At 72.6% G+C, this 21,426-nt stretch carries 18 protein-coding genes; 7 read left to right on the plus strand and 11 right to left on the minus strand.

Translation table 11 applies throughout. The annotated features are described in order from the left end of the window. Positions 1-553 precede the first annotated feature (553 nt). Positions 554-1,558, minus strand: a complete 1,005-nt coding sequence (locus ACGFWJ_RS27975) for a stage II sporulation protein M (protein ID WP_387644956.1) — start codon at positions 1,556-1,558, stop codon at positions 554-556. 239 nt (positions 1,559-1,797) lie between these two features. On the opposite strand from ACGFWJ_RS27975, the gene ACGFWJ_RS27980 reads away from it, so the two are divergent. After that, positions 1,798-2,898, plus strand: coding sequence for an RDD family protein (locus tag ACGFWJ_RS27980; RefSeq protein WP_392954580.1), 1,101 nt, complete (start codon positions 1,798-1,800; stop codon positions 2,896-2,898). 9 nt (positions 2,899-2,907) lie between these two features. On the opposite strand, the gene ACGFWJ_RS27985 is transcribed toward ACGFWJ_RS27980, so the two are convergent. Next, positions 2,908-3,525: a hypothetical protein gene (locus ACGFWJ_RS27985; RefSeq protein ID WP_392954582.1), complete on the minus strand. Its 618-nt coding sequence runs from the start codon at positions 3,523-3,525 to the stop codon at positions 2,908-2,910. 108 nt (positions 3,526-3,633) lie between these two features. On the opposite strand from ACGFWJ_RS27985, the gene ACGFWJ_RS27990 reads away from it, so the two are divergent. Both ACGFWJ_RS27990 and ACGFWJ_RS27995 read left to right on the plus strand, forming a co-directional pair. Then, entirely contained in the window at positions 3,634-4,146 is a 513-nt protein-coding gene (locus tag ACGFWJ_RS27990) for a SigE family RNA polymerase sigma factor (RefSeq protein ID WP_387867061.1), read from the plus strand. Next, positions 4,143-5,153, plus strand: coding sequence for a hypothetical protein (locus ACGFWJ_RS27995; RefSeq protein ID WP_392954584.1), 1,011 nt, complete (start codon positions 4,143-4,145; stop codon positions 5,151-5,153). The genes ACGFWJ_RS27990 and ACGFWJ_RS27995 overlap by 4 nt, the downstream gene beginning before the upstream one ends. Positions 5,154-5,222: 69 nt before the next feature. Here ACGFWJ_RS27995 and ahcY read toward each other — a convergent pair whose 3' ends face one another. The 6 genes from ahcY to ACGFWJ_RS28025 form a co-directional block, all read right to left on the minus strand. After that, positions 5,223-6,671, minus strand: a complete 1,449-nt coding sequence (ahcY, locus tag ACGFWJ_RS28000) for an adenosylhomocysteinase (protein WP_387644945.1) — start codon at positions 6,669-6,671, stop codon at positions 5,223-5,225. Positions 6,672-6,865: 194 nt separating this feature from the next. After that, positions 6,866-7,840 (minus strand): cation diffusion facilitator family transporter, encoded by a 975-nt coding sequence (locus ACGFWJ_RS28005; RefSeq protein ID WP_392954586.1) that lies wholly within the window; start codon positions 7,838-7,840, stop codon positions 6,866-6,868. A gap of 67 nt (positions 7,841-7,907) precedes the next feature. Beyond that, positions 7,908-9,074, minus strand: a complete 1,167-nt coding sequence (locus ACGFWJ_RS28010) for an SIS domain-containing protein (RefSeq protein ID WP_392954588.1) — start codon at positions 9,072-9,074, stop codon at positions 7,908-7,910. A gap of 33 nt (positions 9,075-9,107) precedes the next feature. Then, positions 9,108-9,290 carry a Trm112 family protein gene (locus tag ACGFWJ_RS28015; RefSeq protein ID WP_100590227.1) on the minus strand — a complete coding sequence of 61 codons (183 nt, stop codon included), beginning with the start codon at positions 9,288-9,290 and terminating at the stop codon, positions 9,108-9,110. A 124-nt stretch (positions 9,291-9,414) separates the two neighbouring features. Then, the gene (locus ACGFWJ_RS28020) at positions 9,415-10,803 is read right to left on the minus strand and encodes a phosphomannomutase/phosphoglucomutase (RefSeq protein WP_387645026.1); all 1,389 of its coding nucleotides are present in this window, start codon (positions 10,801-10,803) and stop codon (positions 9,415-9,417) included. Between the two features lie 119 nt (positions 10,804-10,922). After that, complete coding sequence (locus ACGFWJ_RS28025; protein ID WP_392954590.1) at positions 10,923-11,381, minus strand: DUF3499 domain-containing protein; 459 nt, start codon at positions 11,379-11,381, stop codon at positions 10,923-10,925. A gap of 34 nt (positions 11,382-11,415) precedes the next feature. Here ACGFWJ_RS28025 and ACGFWJ_RS28030 point away from each other — a divergent pair, with 34 nt between their 5' ends. Next, a complete protein-coding gene (locus tag ACGFWJ_RS28030) occupies positions 11,416-11,862 on the plus strand; it encodes a metallopeptidase family protein (protein ID WP_387644934.1) in 447 nt (148 codons plus the stop codon). 35 nt (positions 11,863-11,897) lie between these two features. On the opposite strand, the gene ACGFWJ_RS28035 is transcribed toward ACGFWJ_RS28030, so the two are convergent. The 3 genes from ACGFWJ_RS28035 to ACGFWJ_RS28045 all read right to left on the minus strand — a co-directional run bounded on the left by ACGFWJ_RS28035 (position 11,898) and on the right by ACGFWJ_RS28045 (position 17,867). Then, entirely contained in the window at positions 11,898-13,553 is a 1,656-nt protein-coding gene (locus tag ACGFWJ_RS28035; protein ID WP_392954592.1) for a DUF5719 family protein, read from the minus strand. A 6-nt stretch (positions 13,554-13,559) separates the two neighbouring features. After that, the gene (locus ACGFWJ_RS28040) at positions 13,560-17,399 is read right to left on the minus strand and encodes a glycosyltransferase (protein ID WP_392954594.1); all 3,840 of its coding nucleotides are present in this window, start codon (positions 17,397-17,399) and stop codon (positions 13,560-13,562) included. Positions 17,400-17,594: 195 nt separating this feature from the next. Continuing rightward, positions 17,595-17,867: a WhiB family transcriptional regulator gene (locus tag ACGFWJ_RS28045; RefSeq protein ID WP_014136066.1), complete on the minus strand. Its 273-nt coding sequence runs from the start codon at positions 17,865-17,867 to the stop codon at positions 17,595-17,597. 628 nt (positions 17,868-18,495) lie between these two features. On the opposite strand from ACGFWJ_RS28045, the gene ACGFWJ_RS28050 reads away from it, so the two are divergent. Genes ACGFWJ_RS28050 through ACGFWJ_RS28060 form a run of 3 tightly spaced genes read left to right on the plus strand, consistent with a single transcriptional unit; the run spans position 18,496 to position 21,364 of the window. Next, complete coding sequence (locus ACGFWJ_RS28050) at positions 18,496-19,074, plus strand: cysteine dioxygenase (protein ID WP_392954753.1); 579 nt, start codon at positions 18,496-18,498, stop codon at positions 19,072-19,074. A gap of 20 nt (positions 19,075-19,094) precedes the next feature. Further along, the gene (gene cofD / locus ACGFWJ_RS28055; protein ID WP_392954596.1) at positions 19,095-20,066 is read left to right on the plus strand and encodes a 2-phospho-L-lactate transferase; all 972 of its coding nucleotides are present in this window, start codon (positions 19,095-19,097) and stop codon (positions 20,064-20,066) included. Continuing rightward, positions 20,063-21,364, plus strand: a complete 1,302-nt coding sequence (locus ACGFWJ_RS28060) for a coenzyme F420-0:L-glutamate ligase (RefSeq protein ID WP_392954598.1) — start codon at positions 20,063-20,065, stop codon at positions 21,362-21,364. Before cofD ends, ACGFWJ_RS28060 begins: the two co-directional genes overlap by 4 nt. The last annotated feature ends 62 nt before the right edge of the window (positions 21,365-21,426 follow it).

Here is a 21,426-nt window from a genome sequence, read left to right on the forward strand (position 1 = left end):
GCGGCACAGCAACCACCGGAATAGGGCGGTCCTGCGCACTGCGTCCTCGCTAGTGTTACTTCATAAAGGAATCTCCAACCGATCCAGTAGGACCGACCGGGGATGTCAACATATCTGGCGTTGACTTTTGGCACGCTGTTGAGTTCTCAAGGAACGGACACTTCCTTCGGTCTGCCTTCCGGCAGGCCCTCCGGGCGCTTCGTTCTTTCGTGTTCTCAGCTTATCAGATGTTTTCCGCTCCGTTTTCCGGAGTTTCATTCGATCCGATTTTCGATTCCCGCTGAAGTGGGAATTCCTTCGACTTCGCTACAGACCTTATCAAAGGTTCTGCGTTGCTCTGCTTCGGGGTTTTTCGCCGGAACCGGTTCTGCACCCTCTCGGGCGCCCACCTTGTTCCTGCGATGTCGTAGACCCTACGCCCGGGCGGACCGTAAGTCCAATCGCGCCCAACCGTTCAAACCTACTGACACGAAAAGATCAAGTCAATGATCCCTCGGGGTGATCAACAGGCTACCAGGTTTAAAACCGCGCCCCTGACCAGGCACGCCGTGGCTCAGGCGGCCATCGGCTGGTGGTCGGTGCGGTCGGCGGCCTCGACGTCGCCGAGCTCGCCGGCGGCGGCGGCGCGCTTGCCGAGGACGAGGGCGTAGACGAGGAAGAGGGCTTCGACGGTGAGGCCCATGCCGACCCGGAGCCAGGTGGGGAGGGCGGAGCCGCTGACAAAGCCTTCGATGATTCCGGTGACCAGGAGGACGGCGGTGAGGCCGATGACCGAGCCGATGACGGCGCGGCCTTCCTCGGCGAGGGCCACGGTGCGGGTGCGGGGGCCGGGGTCGATGACGGTCCAGCCGAGGCGGAGGCTGAGGCCGGCGGCGACGAAGACGGCGGTGAGTTCGAGCAGGCCGTGCGGGATGAGCAGGCCGAGGAAGAGCGGGAGGCGGCCGGCGGAGGCCATCAGTCCCAGGCCGGCGGCGAGGTTGATCATGTTGGTGAGCAGGATGAGGATGACCGGGATGCCGAGCACGACCGCGCAGATGAGGCAGTAGGCGGTGACCCAGGCGTTGTTGGTCCACACCTTGGCGGCGAAGTTCGCCGAGGGGTGGTCGGTGTAGTAGGCCTCGTACTCGCCGCCGGGCTTGGTGAGCTCGTTCAGCTGGTCCGGCGGGATCAGGGAGTTGCGGACCTCGGGGCTGGTACCGATCCACCAGGCGAGCAGGGCGCTGAGCAGGAAGAAGACCAGGCCGATGGTCAGCCACCAGCGGCGGGAGCGGTACAGCGCGGCGGGGAAGCTGACGGTGAAGTAGCGGGCCGCGTCGCGCCAGGAGGAGCTGCGGGCGCCGGCGACGGCGTTGCGGCCGCGGACGACGAGTGTGGTGAGACGGCCCTCCAGGCCGGGGTGCGGGGCGGCGGCCTGGACCTGGGCGAGGTGGCTGGTGGCGCGCTGGTACAGGGTGATCAGCTCGTCGGACTCCTCGCCGGTGAGTCGGCGGCGGCCGCTGAGTATCTCCAGCCGGTGCCATTCCGCCTGGTGGGCGGCGACGAAGACGTCCAGGTCCATTGCGGCTCTCTCCGGGTGCGCGGCGGGGCAGGACGGCGGGCACTGGTTGGTGTGCGGCCGGGGCGGTGCGGGGCTCAGCATGCCAGAGGCGGCGCGTGGCGCGTCGGGGGATATCGGATGCGGCTCCCGGGGTTACCGGGCAGGGGTGGGCAGCCGTATGTTTGCCGCTGTTGATCGAGGGGGGCGGGTCGCGCGACGTGGGTCGTCCGGCGCGCCCGGGAGCGGAACAGGTGGGTGGCGTGAGCGAGCTGGTGACCGGTGAGGCGGTCGTCCTGGGGCTGCGGGCGGCGAGGTTGCCGTCACGGGCCCTGGCCCGGCTGCTGGACGCAGTGGTCTACATGATGGGGTACTTCCTCTGCGGGATCGCGATGCTCTTCGGGCTGTCCGCGATGGAGGGGGCGGCGGGGGACGCCTTCGTGATCGCGCTGATGGTGTTCTTCACGGTGCTGCTGCCGGTGATGGTGGAGACGCTGTCACACGGACGGTCGGTGGGGAAGGCGGCGCTGGGGCTGCGGGTGGTGCGGACGGACGGTGGTCCGATCCGCTTCCGGCACGCGCTGGTGCGCGGGCTGGTGGGGGTCATCGACTTCGGTCTGATGGGGATGCCGGCCGTGGTGGTGTCGCTGTTCTCGGAGCAGGGGCGCCGGCTGGGCGACATCTTCGCGGGGACGCTGGTGATCCGGGAGCGGTTGCCGCAGAGCGCCAGCGGCCACGGGATGGTGCCGCCGGTGCCGCCGCAGGTGATGCACATGCTGGGGGCCGATCTGGTGGCGCTGGACCTGTCCGGCGTGCCGGACAGCCTGTGGCTTTCGATCCGCCAACTGCTCAGCCGGATGCGCGAGTTGGACCAGCCGGTGGCGACCGGCCTGGCGGACCGGCTGGCCGCCGATCTGGCCGGACGGATCGGCTGGTCGGTACCGCAGGGCCTGCCGCCGATGGCGTACCTGGGCGCGGTGACGATGGAACGCCAGCGCCGCGAGTGGGAGAAGGCGGCCCCGGCGGCGTACGGCGCACCGATGTACGGGGCACCGATGTACGGGGCGCCGGTTCCCATGCCGGTTCCGACGGCCATGCCGGTGCCGGCGCAGGCCGGTCCGGCCCCGGTGGGCCCGCCGCAGCAGCCGAACGGGAAGCCGGTGCGGATACTCGGCGTTCCGCAGCAGGCGCAGCCCGCGGAGGCCGCTCCCCCGGCCCCCGCGGCTCCCCCGGTCCCCACCGAGCAGCCCGTCCCCACCGAGCAGCCCGTCCCCCTCGCGAAGGCCGCAGCACCTGCGGCGCCCCCGCTGCCCTCCCAGCCGCCCGCCGGCGAAGGCGGCGGCGGGTTCGCGCCGCCGGCGTGAACGGAGCGGTCAGCGGCGGGGGTTGGGGGGGCTGTCGAGTTCTTCGAGGTCGATGCCGGGGGCGGCGAGCAGCACGTCCCCGGTGAGGTGGACGTCGCGGAGTTCGCCGGTTTCGAGGTCGGTGACCCGGTAGTGCTCGACGGGGAGCGGTCCGGTGTCGGTGGGGTGGTCCTCGACGGTGAGCAGCTGCCAGCTCTGGTCGAGGGTGCGGGGGGCGAGGGCCTGGCCGGTGAAGGAGACCAGGCGGATCCGGGCGCTGCTGCCGGGGTCGAGGTCGAGCAGCCGCGCGGTGGCGATCAGGAACGCGGGCGAGTCGCCGGTGAAGGCGTGGGCCCGGTCCTCGCCCTCGACGGCGTCGGAGGTGGCGGGGTCGGCGGCGGCCCGGACCCAGTGCACGCCGTCGAGTGCGCCGCCGCGCACCTGCCAGCCGCCGCTGCGGAGTTCGACGCGGATCGGGCGGTGGCGGGCGTCCAGGGTGAGGTCGGTGGTGCCGAGGACGGTGCCGTCGGGACGGTAGCTCTTGGAGACGTAGCGCCAGCCGGCCGGGCCGGGGGCGCACTGGAAGCGTTCCTCGCCGAGCGGGGTTCCGTCGTGCGGGTCGTGGAGGGTGTAGCGGCCGTTCGGCATGGGGGGAAGCCTACGTAATCCGGCGTGCAACCTTTGCGGGGGCGGGCCGCATCAGGGGGTCGGCGGCGCGGTTGTGCCGTCGGTCCACTGGGAGGAGGGGCTCCGGAGATGGCGGAGCTGGCGCGGGACGAGGAGTTCACCGCGTTCGTGACCTCCAGGGCGGTCTGGTTGCGGAGTGTCGCGTATCTGTTGTGCGCGGACTGGCATCGTGCGGACGACCTGGTGCAGGAGTCGATCACCAAGCTGTATCTGCACTGGGGGCGGGTGAGCCGGGCGGAGAATCCGGACGGCTATGCCCGGGCGGTGCTGGTGAACGCGTTCCTGGCGGAGCAGCGCACCGCGTGGTGGCGGCGGACCAGGCCGGCGGCGCGGCCGCCGGAGGGGCCGGCGCCGGTGGAGGCGGATCTGGCGGTGTCGCTGGACCTGCGGGAGGCGTTGGCGGCGTTGCCGCCGCGCCAGCGGGCCACCGTGGTGCTCCGCTACTACTGCGATCTGACGGTCGAGCAGACGGCGGAGGAGCTGGGGTGTTCGAGCGGCAATGTGAAGAGCCAGAGTTCGCGGGCGTTGCGGGCGCTGCGGCGTTCGGTGCGGCTTCGTCCGGCGGGGAGGTCGGAGGCATGACCGGGGACGGGGAAGAGCTGTCCGTGCGGATGGCGCGCTTCGTGGCCGCGGAGGAGGTGTCGGCCCCGCCGTCGCGGGTGGATCCGGCGCTGGCGGTGCGGCGGGGCCGGGCGGTGCTGCGGCGGCGGTCCTGGTCGGTGGTGGCGGCGGCTGCCGCTGCGGCGGTGCTGGCGGCGGGGTCGTTCACACTGCTGGGCGGGAACGGGGACGGGTGGGATCCGTCCGCCCGGCCGACGGATCGGGGTGCCGGGTGGCCGGCGCCGGTACCCGGCCACACGGTGTTGACGGTGCCGGCCCGGTTCGGCTGGCTGCCGGCCGAGGTGACGGAGGTGGAGTTCCGTTCGAGCTCGGCCGGGGTGGAGGTGGTGGCCACGGGCGCCGGTCCGCACTTCACGCTGACCGCGTTCCCGGCGGGGGTGACCCCGCTGGTGGACCCGCTGCTGGGCCCGGGCGACGGGGTGCGGGTGGACGCGCCGCCGGTGAACGGGCAGGAGGCGTACTGGATGACGTCGAGCGACCCGGGGTTCGCGAGGACGCTGAACCTGTTGCGGTTCCGCGGCCCGGACGGGCGCTGGTTCCAGCTGGACAGCACGGGTCTGGCGGAGGCGGACCGGCAGCAGCTGCCGCTGCGGGTCGCGACGGGGGTGGTGATGGGGAAGTACACGCCGCCGATGCCGGTCGCGTTCTCCTCGCTGCCGGCGGAGGCGGTGGTGACCCAGGCGTCGTTGCGGCGCACGGTGGGCGGTTCGGACCTGTGGACGGCCCGGGTGGGCCTGCAGGAGCGGGGCGGCCACGCCGTCACGGTGTCGGCGGTGCCGGAGGGCCCCGGGGAGGCCACGCTGCCGCTGCGGGACACCGGGCTCTGCACGTCCGGCAAGGGCATGCGCTGGTGCGTGGACGAGTTGCACCCGGCGTCGGACGAGCAGAGCAAGCTGCAGGTCTGGCTGACCCGGGTGGTGCCGCGCGGCGCGGACGACCGCGAGTGGTCGGTGGACGTGCTGCCCTAGTCCCGCGAACGCGCCGGTGCCCGGCACCCCCGCGGTGGGGGTGCCGGGCACCGGCGTGACGGCGGGACGTCAGTAGCGGTACTGCTCCGCCTTGTAGGGGCCCTCGACCGGGACGCCGATGTAGTCGGCCTGCTCCTGGGTGAGGGTGGTGAGCTTGACGCCGAGGGCGTCGAGGTGGAGGCGGGCGACCTTCTCGTCCAGGTGCTTCGGCAGGACGTAGACGCCGACCGGGTACTGCTCGGTCTTGGCGAACAGCTCGATCTGCGCGATGGTCTGGTTCGCGAAGGAGTTGGACATCACGAAGGACGGGTGACCGGTCGCGTTGCCGAGGTTCAGCAGGCGGCCCTCGGAGAGGACGATGATGGTCTTGCCGTCCTCCTTGCGCCACTCGTGGACCTGCGGCTTGATCTCGGTCTTCACCACGCCGGGGAGCTTGGCGAGGCCGGCCATGTCGATCTCGTTGTCGAAGTGGCCGATGTTGCCGACGATGGCCTGGTGCTTCATCCGGGCCATGTGCGAGGCCATGATGATGTCCTTGTTGCCGGTCGTGGTGACGAAGATGTCGGCGATCTCGACGACGTCCTCGAGCGTGGCGACCTGGTAGCCGTCCATCGCGGCCTGCAGGGCGCAGATCGGGTCGATCTCGGTGACGATGACGCGCGCGCCCTGGCCGCGGAGCGACTCGGCGCAGCCCTTGCCGACGTCGCCGTAGCCGCAGACGACCGCGACCTTGCCGCCGATCAGCACGTCGGTGGCGCGGTTGATGCCGTCGATGAGCGAGTGGCGGCAGCCGTACTTGTTGTCGAACTTCGACTTGGTGACCGAGTCGTTGACGTTGATGGCCGGGAACAGCAGCTTGCCGTCGCGGTGCATCTCGTACAGGCGGTGGACGCCGGTGGTGGTCTCCTCGGTGACGCCCTTGATGGTGGCGGCGACCTCGGTCCACTTCTGCGGGGTCTCGACCAGGGTGCGGTTGAGCAGCTCCAGGATGATCCGGAACTCGTCGTTGTCCGCGGTGTCGGGCGACGGCGCGGCGCCGGCCTTCTCGAACTCGACGCCCTTGTGGATCAGCAGGGTGGCGTCACCGCCGTCGTCCAGGATCATGTTCGGGGTCTGGCCGTTCGGCCAGGTCAGCGCCTGCTCGGTGCACCACCAGTACTCCTCCAGGGTCTCGCCCTTCCAGGCGAAGACCGGGACGCCCTGCGGGTCCTCGGGGGTGCCGTTCGGGCCGACCGCGATGGCGGCGGCGGCGTGGTCCTGGGTGGAGAAGATGTTGCAGGAGCACCAGCGGACCTCGGCGCCCAGGGCGGTGAGGGTCTCGATCAGCACGGCGGTCTGCACGGTCATGTGCAGCGAGCCGGTGATCCGGGCGCCGGCCAGCGGCTGGGACTCGGCGTACTCGGCGCGGATCGACATCAGGCCGGGCATCTCGTGCTCGGCGAGCTGGATCTCCTTGCGACCGAACGAAGCCAGGGAGAGATCGGCGACCTTGTAGTCGCCGGTGGGCTGGGTGGACATGCGAACTCCTCGCTGGATGAGCTGGATGGGCCTGGTTACGGGTGTGCTGAGCGGCAGAGGGGCGCGGTGGCATCCCTCTGCTGCGGCACAATCCGTCGGAGGACCTCTCTCCTTCGACCGGAGCGGAGCTCCGCTCGACCGCCATCAGCAGCGACGTTTGGCACTCCGACGAATCTACACCGATTGGACGCGGCTCAGTGGGCGTTCGGGCCGGGACCACCCGGCGTCGCCTCGGCGTCCGGTCCGGCCAGCGCCTTCTCCTCGGACCAGATGTCGGGCTCCAGGTAGATGGCGCGGGCGATCGGCACCGCCTTGCGGACCCGGACCTCGGCCCGGTCGATGGCCTCGGCGACCACGGCGGCGCTGTCCTCCGCGTTGACGGCGATCTTCGCGGCGACCAGCAGTTCCTCGGGGCCGACGTGCAGCGTGCGCATGTGGATCACGCCGGTGACGGTGTCGTGGTCGACCAGCGCCTCGCGGATCTGCGCCACCACCTCGGCCTCGGCGGACTCGCCGATCAGCAGCGACTTGGTCTCCAGCGCCAGCACCAGCGCGATGGCCACCAGCAGCAGGCCGATGCACAGGGTGCCGATGCCGTCCCACACCGCGTCCCCGGTGATGACGGTCAGGCCGACGCCGAGCAGCGCCAGCAGCAGGCCGACCAGCGCGCCGCTGTCCTCCAGCAGCACCACGGGCAGCTCGGGGGCCTTGGCGCGGCGGATGTAGGACGCCCAGCCGTGCTTGCCCTTGGCCTTGGACGCCTCGCGGAACGCGGTGAGGAAGGACCAGCCCTCCAGCAGGATGGCGAACACCAGCACGCCGACCGGCCAGTACCAGTTCTCCAGCTCGTGCGGGTGGGCGATCTTCTCGTAGCCCTCGTAGATGGCGAACATGCCGCCGAGGCTGAACAGCACGATGGAGACCAGGAACCCGTAGACGTACCGCTCGCGGCCGTACCCGAAGGGGTGTTCCTCGGTGGCGGCCCGCTTGGAGCGCTTGCCGCCGACCAGCAGCAGCACCTGGTTGCCGGAGTCGGCCAGCGAGTGCACGCCCTCGGCGAGCATCGAGGAGGAGCCGGAGAATGCGAACGCCACGAACTTGCTGACCGCGATTCCGATGTTCGCGGACAGTGCCGCGACCAGTGCCTTGGTGCCGCCTTCGGTACTCAACCCGGTACTTCCCTCCGCAAGGGCCCGAACTTTGCCGGGCCTTGGTTGACGAAGGGACGATACCGTGTCAGTTCCGGGTGGCCAGGCCCAGGTACACGGCTGCGAAATCGGTCAGGCCGATCAGCTCGGCCAGTGCCTGCAGCGGGTCCTCCAGGCTGGAGGTGTGCTCGGTGATCCGCACCTCGTGGGCGGCCGCCAGTCGGCGGGCGCGGGCCACCGGCCAGGCCGGCTCCTCGAGCTCGGCGACGCCCGGGGTGTGGCGGAGCATCAGCACCTGGAGCTGGAGCGGCACCGGCTCGTCGACCCGGTCGCGGAAGAAGTCGTCGGGGTCCGCGCCGGCTCCGAGGCGGCCGTTGAACATGCCGCGGTGCGCGGTCAGCGCCTGCGGGAGGCGGGCGGTCAGCGCGGGCAGGCCGGCCCGGTCGGCGAGGGCGGCGGCGAACCGCTCCCCCGCGGCGGCGGCCGGGGCCCCGTCGGACCACAGCAGCGGGACGGTCTCGGCGAGTTGACCGGCCAGCGTCTTGGCCGGGTTGTCGTACGCCTGGGCGTCGGGGCGGCAGCGCACCGCCACCTCGTCCAGCCGGTCGGCGGCGGCCTCCAGCGAGCCGGGGACGAGCGGGGCGACGCCGATCCGGTCGGCGAGGGTGAGCAGCGGGGCGAGCACCGCCCACAGCGCGGCCGGGTCCTCGGCGGGCAGGTCGGGTTCGGCGTCGGCGCCGTCGGGTTCCACCGCGCTCGGTTCGAACGGCAGCGGCAGGCCGCGCACCTGGAGGGCCGCCTCGGCGAGCTCCGAGCCGTCGGGGGCGATCACCGCGATCGCGCAGCCGCGGGTGTACGCCTGCTCGGCGAGGTTGATCATGCCGCCTTCGCGGCCGCCGGCGCTGGCCAGCACCACCAGATCCAACGGGCCTGCCCAGCCAGGCAGTTGCCAGGACTCGCCGTCGGTGAAGGCGGGCCCGGCGGGGCGGGCGTCGGCGGGCGGCAGCGGCCAGACCTGGCAGCTGGGCACCGCCAGCGCGGCCAGCACCGCGGCGGCGGTCAGCACCCCGCCGTGCCCGGCGACCAGCACCGCGCGCGGGCGGCCCTCGGGGTTCAGCCCGTTCACGCCGGCCGCGTCGGCGCGGCGCAGCGCGACCCGGATCCGGGCACCCGCCCCGGCCAGGGACAGCAGTTCACGTCGGCGGTCGGCACGCTGCAGGGCGGCCGGGTCGTCCAGCAGGGAGTCGTCGAACATGGCGGCTGGCCTCCAGCGACTGGCGGGGCAGGGTCAGGACGGGCGGCGGGCCTCGTCCACCAGCAGGACCGGGATGCCGTCGCGGACCGGGTACACCAGGCCGCAGGCCTCACCGGTGCAGCGCAGCTCGTGGGTCTCGCCCTCGGTCTCCTCGGCGAGCGGCGCGCGGCACTCCGGGCAGACCAGGATCTCCAGCAGGAAGGACGGCAGGCTCATGGTGGTCGGGCTCCGGATCTGTGGGTGTCGCGGTACGGATGGCCGGTGACACAGCAGTACCCCGGCCGGTGGCAACCCTACCGGCCGGGGCACCCGAAAAGTCAGCGGCTGGCTGACCGTGCGGTCAGGCCCGCACGATGGCCAGCACGCCGTCCCGCAGCTCTTCCATCTTCGCCGGGTCCTTGGCCTCGGCGTTCAGGCGCAGCAGCGGCTCGGTGTTGGAGGCGCGCAGGTTGAACCACCAGTCCGGGCCGGCCACGGTGAGGCCGTCCAGCTCGTCGACGGTGACGCCGTCCTGGCCGGCGTAGGCGGCGCGGACCTGCTCGGTGGCGGCCGCCTGGTCGGCGACGGTGGAGTTGATCTCGCCGGAGGCCGCGTACCGGTTGTACCGCGCGGTCAGCGCGGACAGCGGCGCCTGCTGCCCGCCGAGGGCGGCCAGCACGTGCAGCGCGGCCAGCATGCCGGTGTCGGCACGCCAGAAGTCGCGGAAGTAGTAGTGCGCGGAGTGCTCGCCGCCGAACACCGCGTCGGTGACGGCCATCTCCTGCTTGATGAAGGAGTGGCCGACCCGGGTGCGGACCGGGACGCCGCCGAGGTCGCGGACCACCTCGGGGACGGTCCAGGAGGTGATCAGGTTGTGGATGATCGTCGGGTTCGCCTCGCCGGCGGCCTGGGCGCGGGCGATCTCGCGCTCGGCGACCAGGGCGGTGATCGCGGACGGGGAGACCGGGTCGCCGTTCTCGTCGATCACGAAGCAGCGGTCGGCGTCGCCGTCGAAGGCCAGGCCGATGTCGGCGCCGACCTCGCGGACCTTGGCCTGCAGGTCGACCAGGTTGGCCGGGTCCAGCGGGTTGGCCTCGTGGTTGGGGAAGGTGCCGTCCAGCTCGAAGTACATCGGGACGACGTCCAGCGGCAGGCCGTCGAACACGGTGGGCACGGTGTGGCCGCCCATGCCGTTGCCGGCGTCGACGGCGACCTTCAGCGGGCGGATCGCGGTCAGGTCGACCAGCTTGAGCAGGTGCGCGGCGTAGCCGTCCAGGGTCTCCTTGGCCGACAGCGTGCCGGTGACGGCGTCGGAGGCCGGGACGTGCACCTTGCCGTCCTCGTCGAGCCAGGACTCGACCAGCTCGCGGATGTCGGCCAGGCCGGTGTCCTGGCCGACCGGGGCGGCGCCGGCCCGGCACAGCTTGATGCCGTTGTACTGGGCGGGGTTGTGCGAGGCGGTGAACATCGCGCCGGGCAGGTCCAGGCTGCCGCTGGCGTAGTACAGCTGGTCGGTCGAGCACAGGCCGATCTCGACCACGTCGGCGCCGCGCGAGGCAGCGCCCTCGGCGAACGCGCGGGACAGCGACGGCGAGGACGGGCGCATGTCGTGGCCGACCACGACGGCGTTGCCGCCGATCACCTCGACGAAGGCCGCACCGAACGCGTACGCCAGCGACTCGTCCCACTGGTCCGGCACGACGCCCCGGACGTCGTACGCCTTCACAAGCTGCTTGAGGTCCCGCACCAGAATGCTCCCGTGTGTGTGCTGCGATGTGCTGCGCGCATACCGGACGCGCCGTCCGAGCCGCAGATGGGCAGCGTACCCGGCTCCGGGGAACCTCAGGTGTCAGGCCGGTGCGGGGCCGGTCAGTTGTCCGGGGAACGCAGCACCCGCAGGTGGCCGCGGCGGCCGGACTCGCCGTCCGGCGGCGGGCTCTGACGGGACGTCCGCTCCTGCGGGCGGGCGGCCTCGCGCACCGCGTTGGCCAGCGCTTCCAGGTCGTCGCTGCTGCGCCGCAGCGGGTTGGTCTCGGCGGCCAGCCTCACGACCTCCCAGCCGCGCGGGGCGGTCAGGCGCTCGGCGTGTTCGGCGCACAGGTCGTAGCAGTGGGGTTCGGCGTACGTCGCGAGCGGGCCGAGCACCGCGGTGGAGTCCGCGTAGACGTACGTCAGCGTCGCCACGGCCGGACGGCCGCACGCGGTCCGCGAACAACGACGTACAGAGCTCACGAGGGTGGACGGTACCGCAAGTGGGACCGGGCCGCGAAGACCCGCCCCCGGCTCGCGTGTCCCGGTGCCGTCACGCGCCGTGCTCGAGTGGTCCACTTCCGGGCATCCAGGGACTACCCTCGACACTGCTATGGACAGCTCAACACCCCCGTCCCCGCCCGGTTCCGGTCGCCGCAGGCACCGCGACCGGCACGGCCGTGGCCTGCGCGGGCCACTGGCCCCGCCGCAGGTGCCCATTTCGCTGACCCGCTCCGAGCTCTTCGACGACTACGTCCGGGAGTCGATGGAGCGCCTGCTGCGGCGCTGGCCGCAGTTGGAGGACGTGGAGTTCGCCGTCCTGGAGGTGCCGCTGCCCGTCAAGGGCGAGCCGGAGCCGGACATGGTGCCGCTCGGCCGGGTGATTCCCGGGCGGGCGGGGCGGCGCAGCCGGATCCTGGTCTACCGGCGGCCGGTGGAGATCCGCGCCAAGTCGAAGGAGGACCGGGCCGCGCTGGTCCACGAGATCCTGATCGAGCAGGTCGCGGAGCTGCTGGGCCTGTCGCCGGACGCGATCGACCCGCGGTACGGCGAGGAGTAGCCGGCCGGGGGCCCGCTGCTCCTCGCCGCGGCGCGCTACTTGAGCACCACGCCGGGGTCGCCCGCGACCTGCGGCACCTGGACGGTGGCGTGGTCGTCGCGCAGCTGCTGGGTGGTGAAGGTGGGGATGTCCTTGACGTTGGTGGCCAGCTGACGGGCCGCCATCACCGGGCCGCCGCTCAGGGTCTCCACGGTGATCGCGAAGGGCCCGTTCAGGCCGGCCGGTTCGATGCCGTCCACGGCGACGGTGGTGCCCGCCGGAACCGACACCTCCTTGGTCACGGGGGTGCCGCCGCTGGCGCCGGCCGAGGAGGAGACCCGGACCTTCGCGTCGGAGTCGACGGCGGTCAGCATCAGGGTGGTCTGCCCGCCGCGGTTGTCGGCGATCGAGGCCCGGGGGCCGACGGGGGCGCCGCCGGCCAGCCAGGTGGCCTCGGTCTTGCCCTTGTTCTCCCGGTCGACCCGCAGTCCGGCCACCACGGGGGCGGTGGCGCGCTTGGGGTCGGACGGGGTGAGCCGGAGCGCGCTGACGCCGTCCCGGGTCTCCTGGGTGAACTGGAAGTCCAGGACGGCGGTCATACCGGCCTTGACGTGGATGCTCTCCTTGTTGACGGGCGTGTACCAGCCGTTCTTGCCGGACAGCTGGACCTTCAGGTCGGCGTCGTCCGAGGAGTCGGTGGCCACCACCAGGTGGGCGGTGGTGACGTCCGCGGGGATGCCGGGGATGGTGACGCTGGTCGCGGGGTCGGCGGACGGCTCCAGCCAGTCGGCGCCCTTGTTGCCGTCGCGGGCGTGCAGGCCCGCGCCGATCCGGCCGCTGCGGGCGACCACGTGCACGGCGAGGTCGGTGACCGCGCCCTTGGTGTACCCGTTGAGCGCGAGCGACTGCGAGGTGCCGGGGGCGACCGCGATGCCGGTGGCCAGCTCGTTGTCGATCAGGCCCTTGTCGCCGTACATGCGCAGGTCGACCACGGCGGGCAGGCTGTCGGCGTTGACCAGGGTGATGTAGTCGTACCGGTCCGAGACGGTGCTGGCGCCCGAGAACCAGAAGCTGGTGCCGGAGGGCGCGCAGCGGACGCCGGACAGCGCGGTGGCGCCCTGCTCGGAGGTGGTGGTCTGGCTGACGGTGAAGCCGGGGGCGAGGTTGCCGGTGGCGATCGCGAAAGCGCCGGGGGCGTTGTCGTTGTTGGCGGCCGGACCGCTGACCGGGACGCCGGGCTTGGCGAGCGTCACCCGGGCGTCGAACGCCGCCCCGGCCTGCTTGGCGGGGCCGCCGGACGGCGCGTCGGACGGCTGGCCCGAGGGCTGGCCGGACGGGTCGCCGGAGGGGCCGGCGGCGGGCCGGACGGGGTTCTGCGCGGCCAGCACGTTCTCGGGCCTGACATCGCCGAGCACGCCGGTGCCCGCGCTGCCGGTGCCGCCCTCGGGGCTGAACAGGGTCAGGCTGGTCGAGCCGACCGCGCCCTGCATCGGCATCGGGCACACCAGCGAGGTGCGTTCGACCTGCGCGGTGGTGCGCTGGCCGGCCGCGCCGGTGGACTGGGCGACGGGGGCGCGCAGTTCGGCGATGCCGAACACCAGGCCGAGCACGGCGACCCCGGCCAGCAGTGACTGGCCGGTGCGGCTGCCGCCCTTGACCGCGCTCAGGTCGGGCGCCTTCAGCTTGGGGGCCTTCAGGGTGGGCTTCTTCATCGCGGGTCAGCTCCCCGTCCCGGGCTGCTGCGGGTGGTGGCCGCCGCCGTAGGGGTCGTTGGGGTCGTAGTAGGTGGTGGGCTGCTGCTGTTCGGGCAGCCAGGTCTGCTGCTGCCCGTCCTCCTGTGGGTACCCGGCGGCGTACGGGTCGGTCCAGCCCTGGGCGGGCGGGGTGTCGTAACCGTAGCCGGGCTGCTGCTGGCCGAACTGGTCGTACGTCTCCGGCTGGTAGGGCGCGCCGACCGGCTGCTGCTGGGTGTAGTCGTAGCCGTAGCCGTCGGACTGGTAGCCCTGCTGCTGGTACGGGTCCGCCTGGTAGGGGTCGGCCTGGTACGGGTCGGCGAACGGCTCGGGCTCGGCCTGGTAGGCCGGGGCGGGCTCGGGTTCGCCGGCCTGCTGGGGCGGGATGCCGGGGGCGTAGACGCCGGGTTCGGCCTGCTGGTCCTCGCCCTCGCCGCGTTCGGCGAGCCGGCGGGCCCGGCGGCTGCCGGGGGCGGGGGCCTGGGCCTGGGCGGCGGCGGCCAGGGTCTGGGCGGCCACCACCTCCTCCGGCAGGTCGTCGTCGTTGTGGTTGCGGCGGCCGGGCAGTGCCAGCACCAGCACGACCACGCCGAGCGCGAGCTGCGCCCAGACCCAGCCGGTGCGGAGCAGGCTGCCGCTGCGGGTGACCTCCAGTCGGCCGCCCTGGGTGGGCAGCTCGAAGCCCTGCGCCCAGTCGTCCACGGTGACGGCCGTGAGCGGCTTGCCGTCCAGGGTGGCCTGCCAGGCGGGGTCGGCCTGTTCGGCGAGCCGCAGCTGACGGCCGGCCGGGCCGGCCGGGATGGTGGTCCAGATGTCGTGGGCGCCCGCCGGGACGACCACCGGGACGGTGCCCGGGCTGACGATCTGGGCCCGGGTGCCGGGGACGGCGGTGACCTGCCAGAGGCCGACGCCGTTGTCCAGGCTGAGCCGGATCACGCCCGGGGTGGTGTCGAGGACGTCCCGGACCTTGCCGATCACCGGGTCCTTGACCTGGATGTAGCTGACGCCGTACCCGGCCAGCGTGCGGGCCAGGTCGCCGCCGGAGCCGGCCAGCAGCTTGGCCGTGATCTTGCCGATCTGCTGGTCGGCGGCCTCGTCCACGGTGCCCTCGGCCTGACCGGTGGTCAGGCCGGCGCCGCGGACCAGCGCGTAACGGATCGCGGAGCCCTCGGCGTCGCCGCTGACCATCAGGGTGCGGGAGCGGTCGGAGGTGTCGCCGGCCTCCGCGATGAACGCCGGGACCTGCGCGGCGACGTCGCGCCGAAGCGGGCCGTCGGCGCCTACGATCGCCCACCAGGCGGCGGTGCCGACCGGGGCCAGCACGGCGAAGGCCAGCACCAGCGCGGCGACCGGCTGGCGCCAGCCGAACGCGATGCCGGAGACCCGGGCGTTGGCGCCGTCGGCGCCGATCGCGGCGGCGGCCAGCAGCGCGACGCCGGCCAGCAGGGTGGCGGGGCCGGCCCAGGCGGCGACGTCGGGACCGCCGGAGGCGGGGGTGACGGTGGTACCGGCCACCACCACCGAGAAGATCAGTCCGGCGGCGGCCGCACCCCAGGCGGCGAGCACCGCGCGGCGGCGGTCGGCGCGCAGCAGCGCGGCGAGCGCGGACAGCACCACGCCGGCCGACAGCCACACCGGAGGAACACCGGCGCCACCGGGGTTGACCAGCACCAGGCCGAGCGGGTCGGCGGCCGGGCCGCTGAAGCCGGGGACGCCGGCCTCCAGCAGCAGCCGGGACGGGTGCATGAGGACCTGGACCGACCAGGGGGCGAGCACCAGCACGGGCACGCCGAGGATCACCAGGACGCGCAGGCCGAGCAGCCGCACCGCCTGCACGCCGGAGCCGAACGCCCCGCCGCGGATCACCGCGTGGACCAGCGCGGCCACGCACAGCGGCACCGCTATGGCCCAGGTGAGCGGGACGAAGGCGGTGCTGACGGTGAGCAGCAGCACGGTCATCCAGGCGGAGCGCCAGCCGGGGCGGGCGCCCTTGGCGGCGGTCTCCTTGCGGATGCCGAGGCCGGCGGTGATCGCGGCGGCGCGGGCCAGCGGGGGCAGCAGCACGGCGAGCACCGCGGTGCCGATCCGGCCCTGCGCCAGCGCGCCGGTGGCGGCGGGCAGCAGCGCGTAGGTGGCGCTCGCCCAGGCGCGGACCAGCTTGGACCCGATCAGCGGCCGGGAGACCAGGTAGGCGCCGACCGCCGAGAGCGGCACGGACAGCACCACGATCAGGGTGATCGCCAGGTCGGCGTGGTCGAACAGCGCCCAGGAGAGGATGGACAGCACGCCGAGGTAGGGCGGGGTGGCGGCGGTGGAGCCGGTGCCGACGGGGTGCCAGGGGTCGGCGAACATGTTCCACAGCCCGGCCGCGCCGTCACTGGCGGGCAGCAGCGCGCCGCCCTGCAGGAAGCCGGAGCCGATCAGGTTGCGGCAGGCGACCAGGGAGAACAGCAGCAGCGCGGCGAACAGCACCGGGGCGGGCCGCCGCATCAGCTTCTTGATCAGCGCGAACTGTTCGACCACCAGGTCGTCGGTCTCGTCCTCGCCGGGCCCGGACTCGACGGAGCCGTGCCGGCCGGCGCCGGCGTCGTCGGCGCCGCCGATGCCCAGCGAGCCGACCACGTTCTCGACGGCGAGCCGGGCGGTGGCGCCGGGCGCGGGGAAGAGTGTGCGGTCGTCCAGCGAGTCGACCGAGCGGGTCTTGCGGCGGCGCGCGCGGGCGGCCATCAGCCGCGGCAGGCGCAGCAGTTCGTGGCCGAGACCGGCGATCTCGTCGTACGCCTTCCGCGGGTCCTTGCCGACCAGGTTGACGATCACCCCCAGCAGGGTGCCGATGATCAGCCGGAGCAGGACGTACGGGAACAGCGCGCCCTTGGAGTTGGCGAGCAGGGTGTAGACGGCGCCGGACTTGTCGACCCGGTGCGGGTGGGCGGGGCCGCAGTCGATGGCGCGGCGTTCGCGGCTGGCGGCCTCGGCGTGCCGGAGCACCGCGTCGGGGGCGACCACCACCCGGTGGCCGGCCGCGTTGACCCGCCAGCAGAAGTCGGTGTCGTCGCGCATCAGCGGCAACGCCTGGTCGAATCCGCCGAGTTCCTCGAACACGTCGCGGCGCACCAGCATGCCGGCGGTGGAGACGGCGAGCACCGGGCGGACCTGGTCGTGCTGGCCCTGGTCCTGCTCGCGGCGGTCGAGTCCGGTCCAACGGCGGCCGGAGCGGGCGATGGTGACGCCGACTTCGAGCAGCTGCCTGCGGTCGTACCAGGAGCGGAGCTTGGGGCCGACCACGGCGGCGGTCGGGGTGGAGTCGGCGACCTGGAGCAGGCGGCGCAGGGCGTCGGTCTGCGGTTCGCAGTCGTCGTGCAGCAGCCAGAGCCATTCGACCGGCTTGGTCTCGCGCGGTCCGCCGCGGCCGAGGTCGTCCTCGTGGGCGAGCGGGTCGCCGAAGTCGTCCCAGCCGCCGGTGACCGGGTCGTAGCCGGACGGGTCGAGGCTGTACGTGAGGTCTTCGGGGCGCAGCGGCGGGCTGTTGAAGACGGCTTCGCCGACGGCGCGGCCGAAGCCGACCCGGCGGCCGAGGACCTGCGGGCCGCTGTCGGGGAGCCAGTCGCCGAGGGTGTCGGCGAGCAGCTGTGGGGAGTTGTCGGTGGAGCCGGTGTCGACCGCGAGGATGCGCTGGACCTGCCGGTCCTGGCCGAGCAGCCCGGCGAGCGCCTGGGGCAGCCAGCGGGCGCCGTCGTGCGAGACGATCACCGCCGTGACCAGATGGCGCGGGTAGGCGGGAGGCCTGGCAGCGGAGAAGCCGCTCTGGTGGCTGTAGACAGTCATCGGGTGCGCGGACCACCGGTTCGGGTTTGACGGCAGATGACGCACCACACTAACGGCTCCGGGCGATCCGGTTGTCCCGGGTGGTGTGAAGAGACGGTGCAACGGGTATCGGCGCCGCCGGCCCGGATGTTGTGGGAATGCGAAAGCGCCCCACCTGGTGGTGAGGCGCCGACACGGGTGAGGTCTGCGGGGAGGTCAGACCGCACTCTTCTTCAGACGGCGGCGTTCGCGCTCGGAGAGACCGCCCCAGATGCCGAACCGCTCGTCGTTGGCGAGGGCGTACTCCAGGCACTCGGCGCGGACCTCGCACGCCAGGCAGACCTTCTTGGCCTCCCGGGTGGATCCGCCCTTCTCGGGGAAGAACGACTCGGGGTCGGTCTGGGCGCACAACGCGCGCTCCTGCCAGCCGAGTTCCTCTTCGTCTTCCTCGATGCCCTCACCGATCAACAGCTCAAAGAGCTCGCTCATTCTGGCGCGCCTCCTCTGCCCCTCTTGGCGTCCCCGTGGTGTTGCCGTTGCCGGTGCGGCGGAACGACACGAGAGAAATTACAGTTGCGTCACTCTGGCCCAGTCAAGCCGAGCTCTGGTATTGGGCCAAGGATTCACTCCCCGGAACCAAGCCACTACGAATAGTGTACATATCCGGACAACCTGGACATCCCACCTGGTTCCTGACCTGACGTCAGCCCGCCCGATCGTGCCCGACCTGCCGGTTCGAGGCGATCTCACGCCGTCCTTTCCCCGTGATCTTCCCATCCAAACCCGATTGGGCGTTTATCACCCCATCCGGCGGTTCCAGGACGATGTGACCCGAATGTCCGACCTGGCTCCTTGACACTGGAGGGTCGGTTGCGGTCTGCTTGGCGGCATGTCAGAGTTCCCGGCCCTTTCCGCCGACCGGCGCCGCCAGGCGCTCCTCGGTGCTGCCGCGAACTCCTCGTGTTGTTGCCGCTGTCTCCGCTGTATCTAGGCGCCCGCGTCCCACCGCGCGCCGCCCCGGAACAGAGGCCGACCGCGCGACAGTCCCCCCTGAACGCTCTCGCGGATCCGGCTGATCCATGCCCGCAGCCGAACCCGAGGACGTCACACCGTGCGAATGCCCCGCCTCCGCAAGCGCAACCGCGACCGCAAGCCCCTGCCCCTGCCCGTGGCCGCCCCTCGCTGGACGGACGGTCTGAGCGACGTGTCCATCGCGGGCGACCCGACGGCCTTCCCGCACCTGGCCCGCACCGACCTGCCCGCGCACCCCACCACCGTTGCCGGCTACGCCCGGCTGGTCCGGGAGATCGCCGCTGACCGCGCCCGCTGGGAGCCGCTGGTCCGCTACGACGCGCTGACCCGCTGGTACTCCCGGCTGGAGACCGGCCCCGGCTACGAGGTGTGGCTGCTCAGCTGGCTGCCCGGCCAGTCCAGCGGCTTCCACGACCACGGCCGCTCGGCCGGCGTGATGACGGTCCTTCAGGGTGAGCTCACCGAACGCTCGTTGACGGCGGGCGGCGAGGGCACGCGCGCCCTGACCCCCGGCGGCCTTCGGGTGCTCTCCACCGGCCACCTGCACGAGATGGTCAACGCCTCGCTGGAGCCCGCGGTCTCCGTCCACCTGTACACGCCCGGCCTGGTCGAGATGAACCAGTACCCCGCGGCGACCCAGCAGCTCCGTCACCGGGTGCACTGACCCGCTGGCAGGATGAAGTCATGCGAATCACTGCACTGGCGGGCGGCATCGGCGGGGCCAGGTTCCTGCGCGGACTCCGGGCGGCGGTCTCGCCCACCGACGAGATCACGGTCATCGGGAACACCGGCGACGACATCCACCTGTACGGGCTGAAGGTCTGCCCCGACCTGGACACCGTGATGTACACCCTCGGCGAGGGCATCCACGAGGAGCAGGGCTGGGGCCGCCGCGACGAGACCTGGTCGATCAAGGAGGAGATGAAGGCCTACGGCGTCGGCCCCGAATGGTTCGGGCTCGGCGACCGGGACTTCGCCACCCACATCGTCCGGACCCAGATGCTCGGCGCCGGCTACCCCCTGTCCGCCGTCACCGAGGCGCTGTGCGACCGCTGGCAGCCCGGCGTGCGACTGCTGCCGATGAGCGACGACCGGGTGGAGACGCACGTCCGGATCACCGACGCGGACGGGCCGCGGGTGGTGCACTTCCAGGAGTACTGGGTGCGGCTGCACGCCGCCGTCGAGGCCGAGGCGATCATTCCGGTCGGCGCGGACACCGCGAAGCCCGCGCCCGGCGTGCTCGAAGCCATCGCCGGGGCCGACCTGGTGGTGCTCCCGCCGTCGAACCCGGTGGTGTCGATCGGCACCATCCTCGCCGTCCCCGGCATCCGGCAGGCGGTGGCCGGTGCGAACGCCCCCGTGGTGGGCCTGTCCCCCATCATCGGCGGCGCGCCCGTGCGCGGCATGGCCGACAAGGTGCTCGCCGCTGTCGGCGTGGAGACCTCGGCCGCCGCTGTTGCCCGGCACTACGGCTCTCGTGGCAACGGCGGGCTGCTGGACGGCTGGCTGGTGGACAGCTCGGACGCCGCCGCCGTCGCCGAGGTGGAGGCCGCCGGCATCGCCTGCCGGGCCGTGCCGCTGCTGATGACCGACGTCGACGCCACCGCCGAGATGGCCCGCGCCGCACTGCAGTTGGCCGCCGAGGTCGCCAAGTGACCACCGACGGACTGCGGTTGCTGCCGGTCACCGGACTGCCGGAGATCGCCGAGGGCGACGACATCGCCGAACTGATCGCCAAGGCGGGCGAGTTCGAGGACGGCGACATCCTGGTGATAACGTCCAAGATCGTCTCCAAGGCCGAGGGCCGGCTGCTGCACGCGGACGACCGCGAAGCCGCGATCGACGCCGAGACCGTCCGGGTGGTCGCCCGGCGCGGCCCCGTCCGGATCGTCGAGAACCGCAACGGCCTGGTGATGGCCGCCGCGGGCGTCGACGCGTCCAACACCGCCCCCGGCACCGTCCTGCTGCTGCCGCTCGACCCGGACGAATCCGCGCGCCGACTGCGCGCCCGGCTCCAGCAGTTGACGGGCCGACGGCTCGCCGTGATCGTCACCGACACCTTCGGGCGGCCCTGGCGCAACGGGCTCACGGACGTGGCCATCGGGGCGGCGGGGCTCCGCGTGCTGGAGGACCACCGGGGGCGGACCGACAGCCACGGCAACGAGTTGCGGCTGACCGTCACCGCCACCGCCGACGAACTGGCCGCCGCCGCCGACCTGGTGAAGGGCAAGGCCACTGGCACGCCCGTCGCGATCGTGCGAGGCCTGGCCGGCCTGGTCACCGCGGAGGACGGGGACGGGGTCCGGGCGATCATCCGCTCCGCGAAGGACGACATGTTCCGGCTGGGGACGTCGGAGGCGATCCGGGAGGCCGTCACGCTGCGACGGACCGTGCGTTCCTTCACGGATGAGCCGGTGGACGGGGGCGCGGTGCGACGGGCGGTCGCCGCTGCCGTCACCGCGCCCGCGCCGCACCACACCACTCCGTGGCGGTTCGTGCTGCTCGAATCCGCGGAGAGCCGAACGCGGCTGCTGGACGCGATGCTGGGCGCTTGGCAGCGGGACCTGCGGGAGCTCGACGGGTGGTCCGAGGAGCGGATCGCGCAGCGTACTGCGCGTGGCGAAGTGCTGCGCGGGGCGCCGTACTTGGTGATTCCGTGCCTGGTGATGGAGGGGTCGCACGATTACCCCGACGGGCGGCGGGCCGGGGCCGAGCGGGAGATGTTCACGGTCGCGATCGGGGCTGCGGTGCAGAACCTGCTGGTCACCCTCACCGGCGAGGGGTACGGGTCCGCGTGGGTGTCGTCGACGATGTTCTGCCGGGAGACCGTGCGGGACGTTCTGGACCTGCCCGCCGGGTGGGATCCCATGGGGGCGATTGCTGTGGGGCGGCCGGCGGAGGGGCCGAGAGAGCGTCAACCACGTTCGGCGGACGACTTTCTGACGGTGAGGTAGCGGTACAGACGGGGACCGGAAACGGCGGGACGCACAGTGCCCTGTTGGTCATCCGCAGACTT

The sequence above is a fragment of the Kitasatospora sp. NPDC048407 genome (assembly GCF_043200475.1).
Taxonomy (GTDB): Bacteria; Actinomycetota; Actinomycetes; order Streptomycetales; family Streptomycetaceae; genus Kitasatospora.

What these genes read in the sequence shown, in the direction of transcription:
- ACGFWJ_RS27975 (WP_387644956.1), bottom strand. Translation starts at nt 1,558, where the DNA reads ATGGACCTGGACGTCTTCGTCGCCGCCCACCAGGCGGAATGGCACCGG.
- ACGFWJ_RS27985 (WP_392954582.1), bottom strand. Translation starts at nt 3,525, where the DNA reads ATGCCGAACGGCCGCTACACCCTCCACGACCCGCACGACGGAACCCCG.
- ACGFWJ_RS27990 (WP_387867061.1), top strand. Translation starts at nt 3,634, where the DNA reads ATGGCGGAGCTGGCGCGGGACGAGGAGTTCACCGCGTTCGTGACCTCC.
- ACGFWJ_RS27995 (WP_392954584.1), top strand. Translation starts at nt 4,143, where the DNA reads ATGACCGGGGACGGGGAAGAGCTGTCCGTGCGGATGGCGCGCTTCGTG.
- ahcY (WP_387644945.1), bottom strand. Translation starts at nt 6,671, where the DNA reads ATGTCCACCCAGCCCACCGGCGACTACAAGGTCGCCGATCTCTCCCTG.
- ACGFWJ_RS28010 (WP_392954588.1), bottom strand. Translation starts at nt 9,074, where the DNA reads ATGTTCGACGACTCCCTGCTGGACGACCCGGCCGCCCTGCAGCGTGCC.
- ACGFWJ_RS28015 (WP_100590227.1), bottom strand. Translation starts at nt 9,290, where the DNA reads ATGAGCCTGCCGTCCTTCCTGCTGGAGATCCTGGTCTGCCCGGAGTGC.
- ACGFWJ_RS28030 (WP_387644934.1), top strand. Translation starts at nt 11,416, where the DNA reads ATGGACAGCTCAACACCCCCGTCCCCGCCCGGTTCCGGTCGCCGCAGG.
- ACGFWJ_RS28035 (WP_392954592.1), bottom strand. Translation starts at nt 13,553, where the DNA reads ATGAAGAAGCCCACCCTGAAGGCCCCCAAGCTGAAGGCGCCCGACCTG.
- ACGFWJ_RS28040 (WP_392954594.1), bottom strand. Translation starts at nt 17,399, where the DNA reads ATGACTGTCTACAGCCACCAGAGCGGCTTCTCCGCTGCCAGGCCTCCC.
- ACGFWJ_RS28045 (WP_014136066.1), bottom strand. Translation starts at nt 17,867, where the DNA reads ATGAGCGAGCTCTTTGAGCTGTTGATCGGTGAGGGCATCGAGGAAGAC.
- ACGFWJ_RS28050 (WP_392954753.1), top strand. Translation starts at nt 18,496, where the DNA reads ATGCCCCGCCTCCGCAAGCGCAACCGCGACCGCAAGCCCCTGCCCCTG.
- cofD (WP_392954596.1), top strand. Translation starts at nt 19,095, where the DNA reads ATGCGAATCACTGCACTGGCGGGCGGCATCGGCGGGGCCAGGTTCCTG.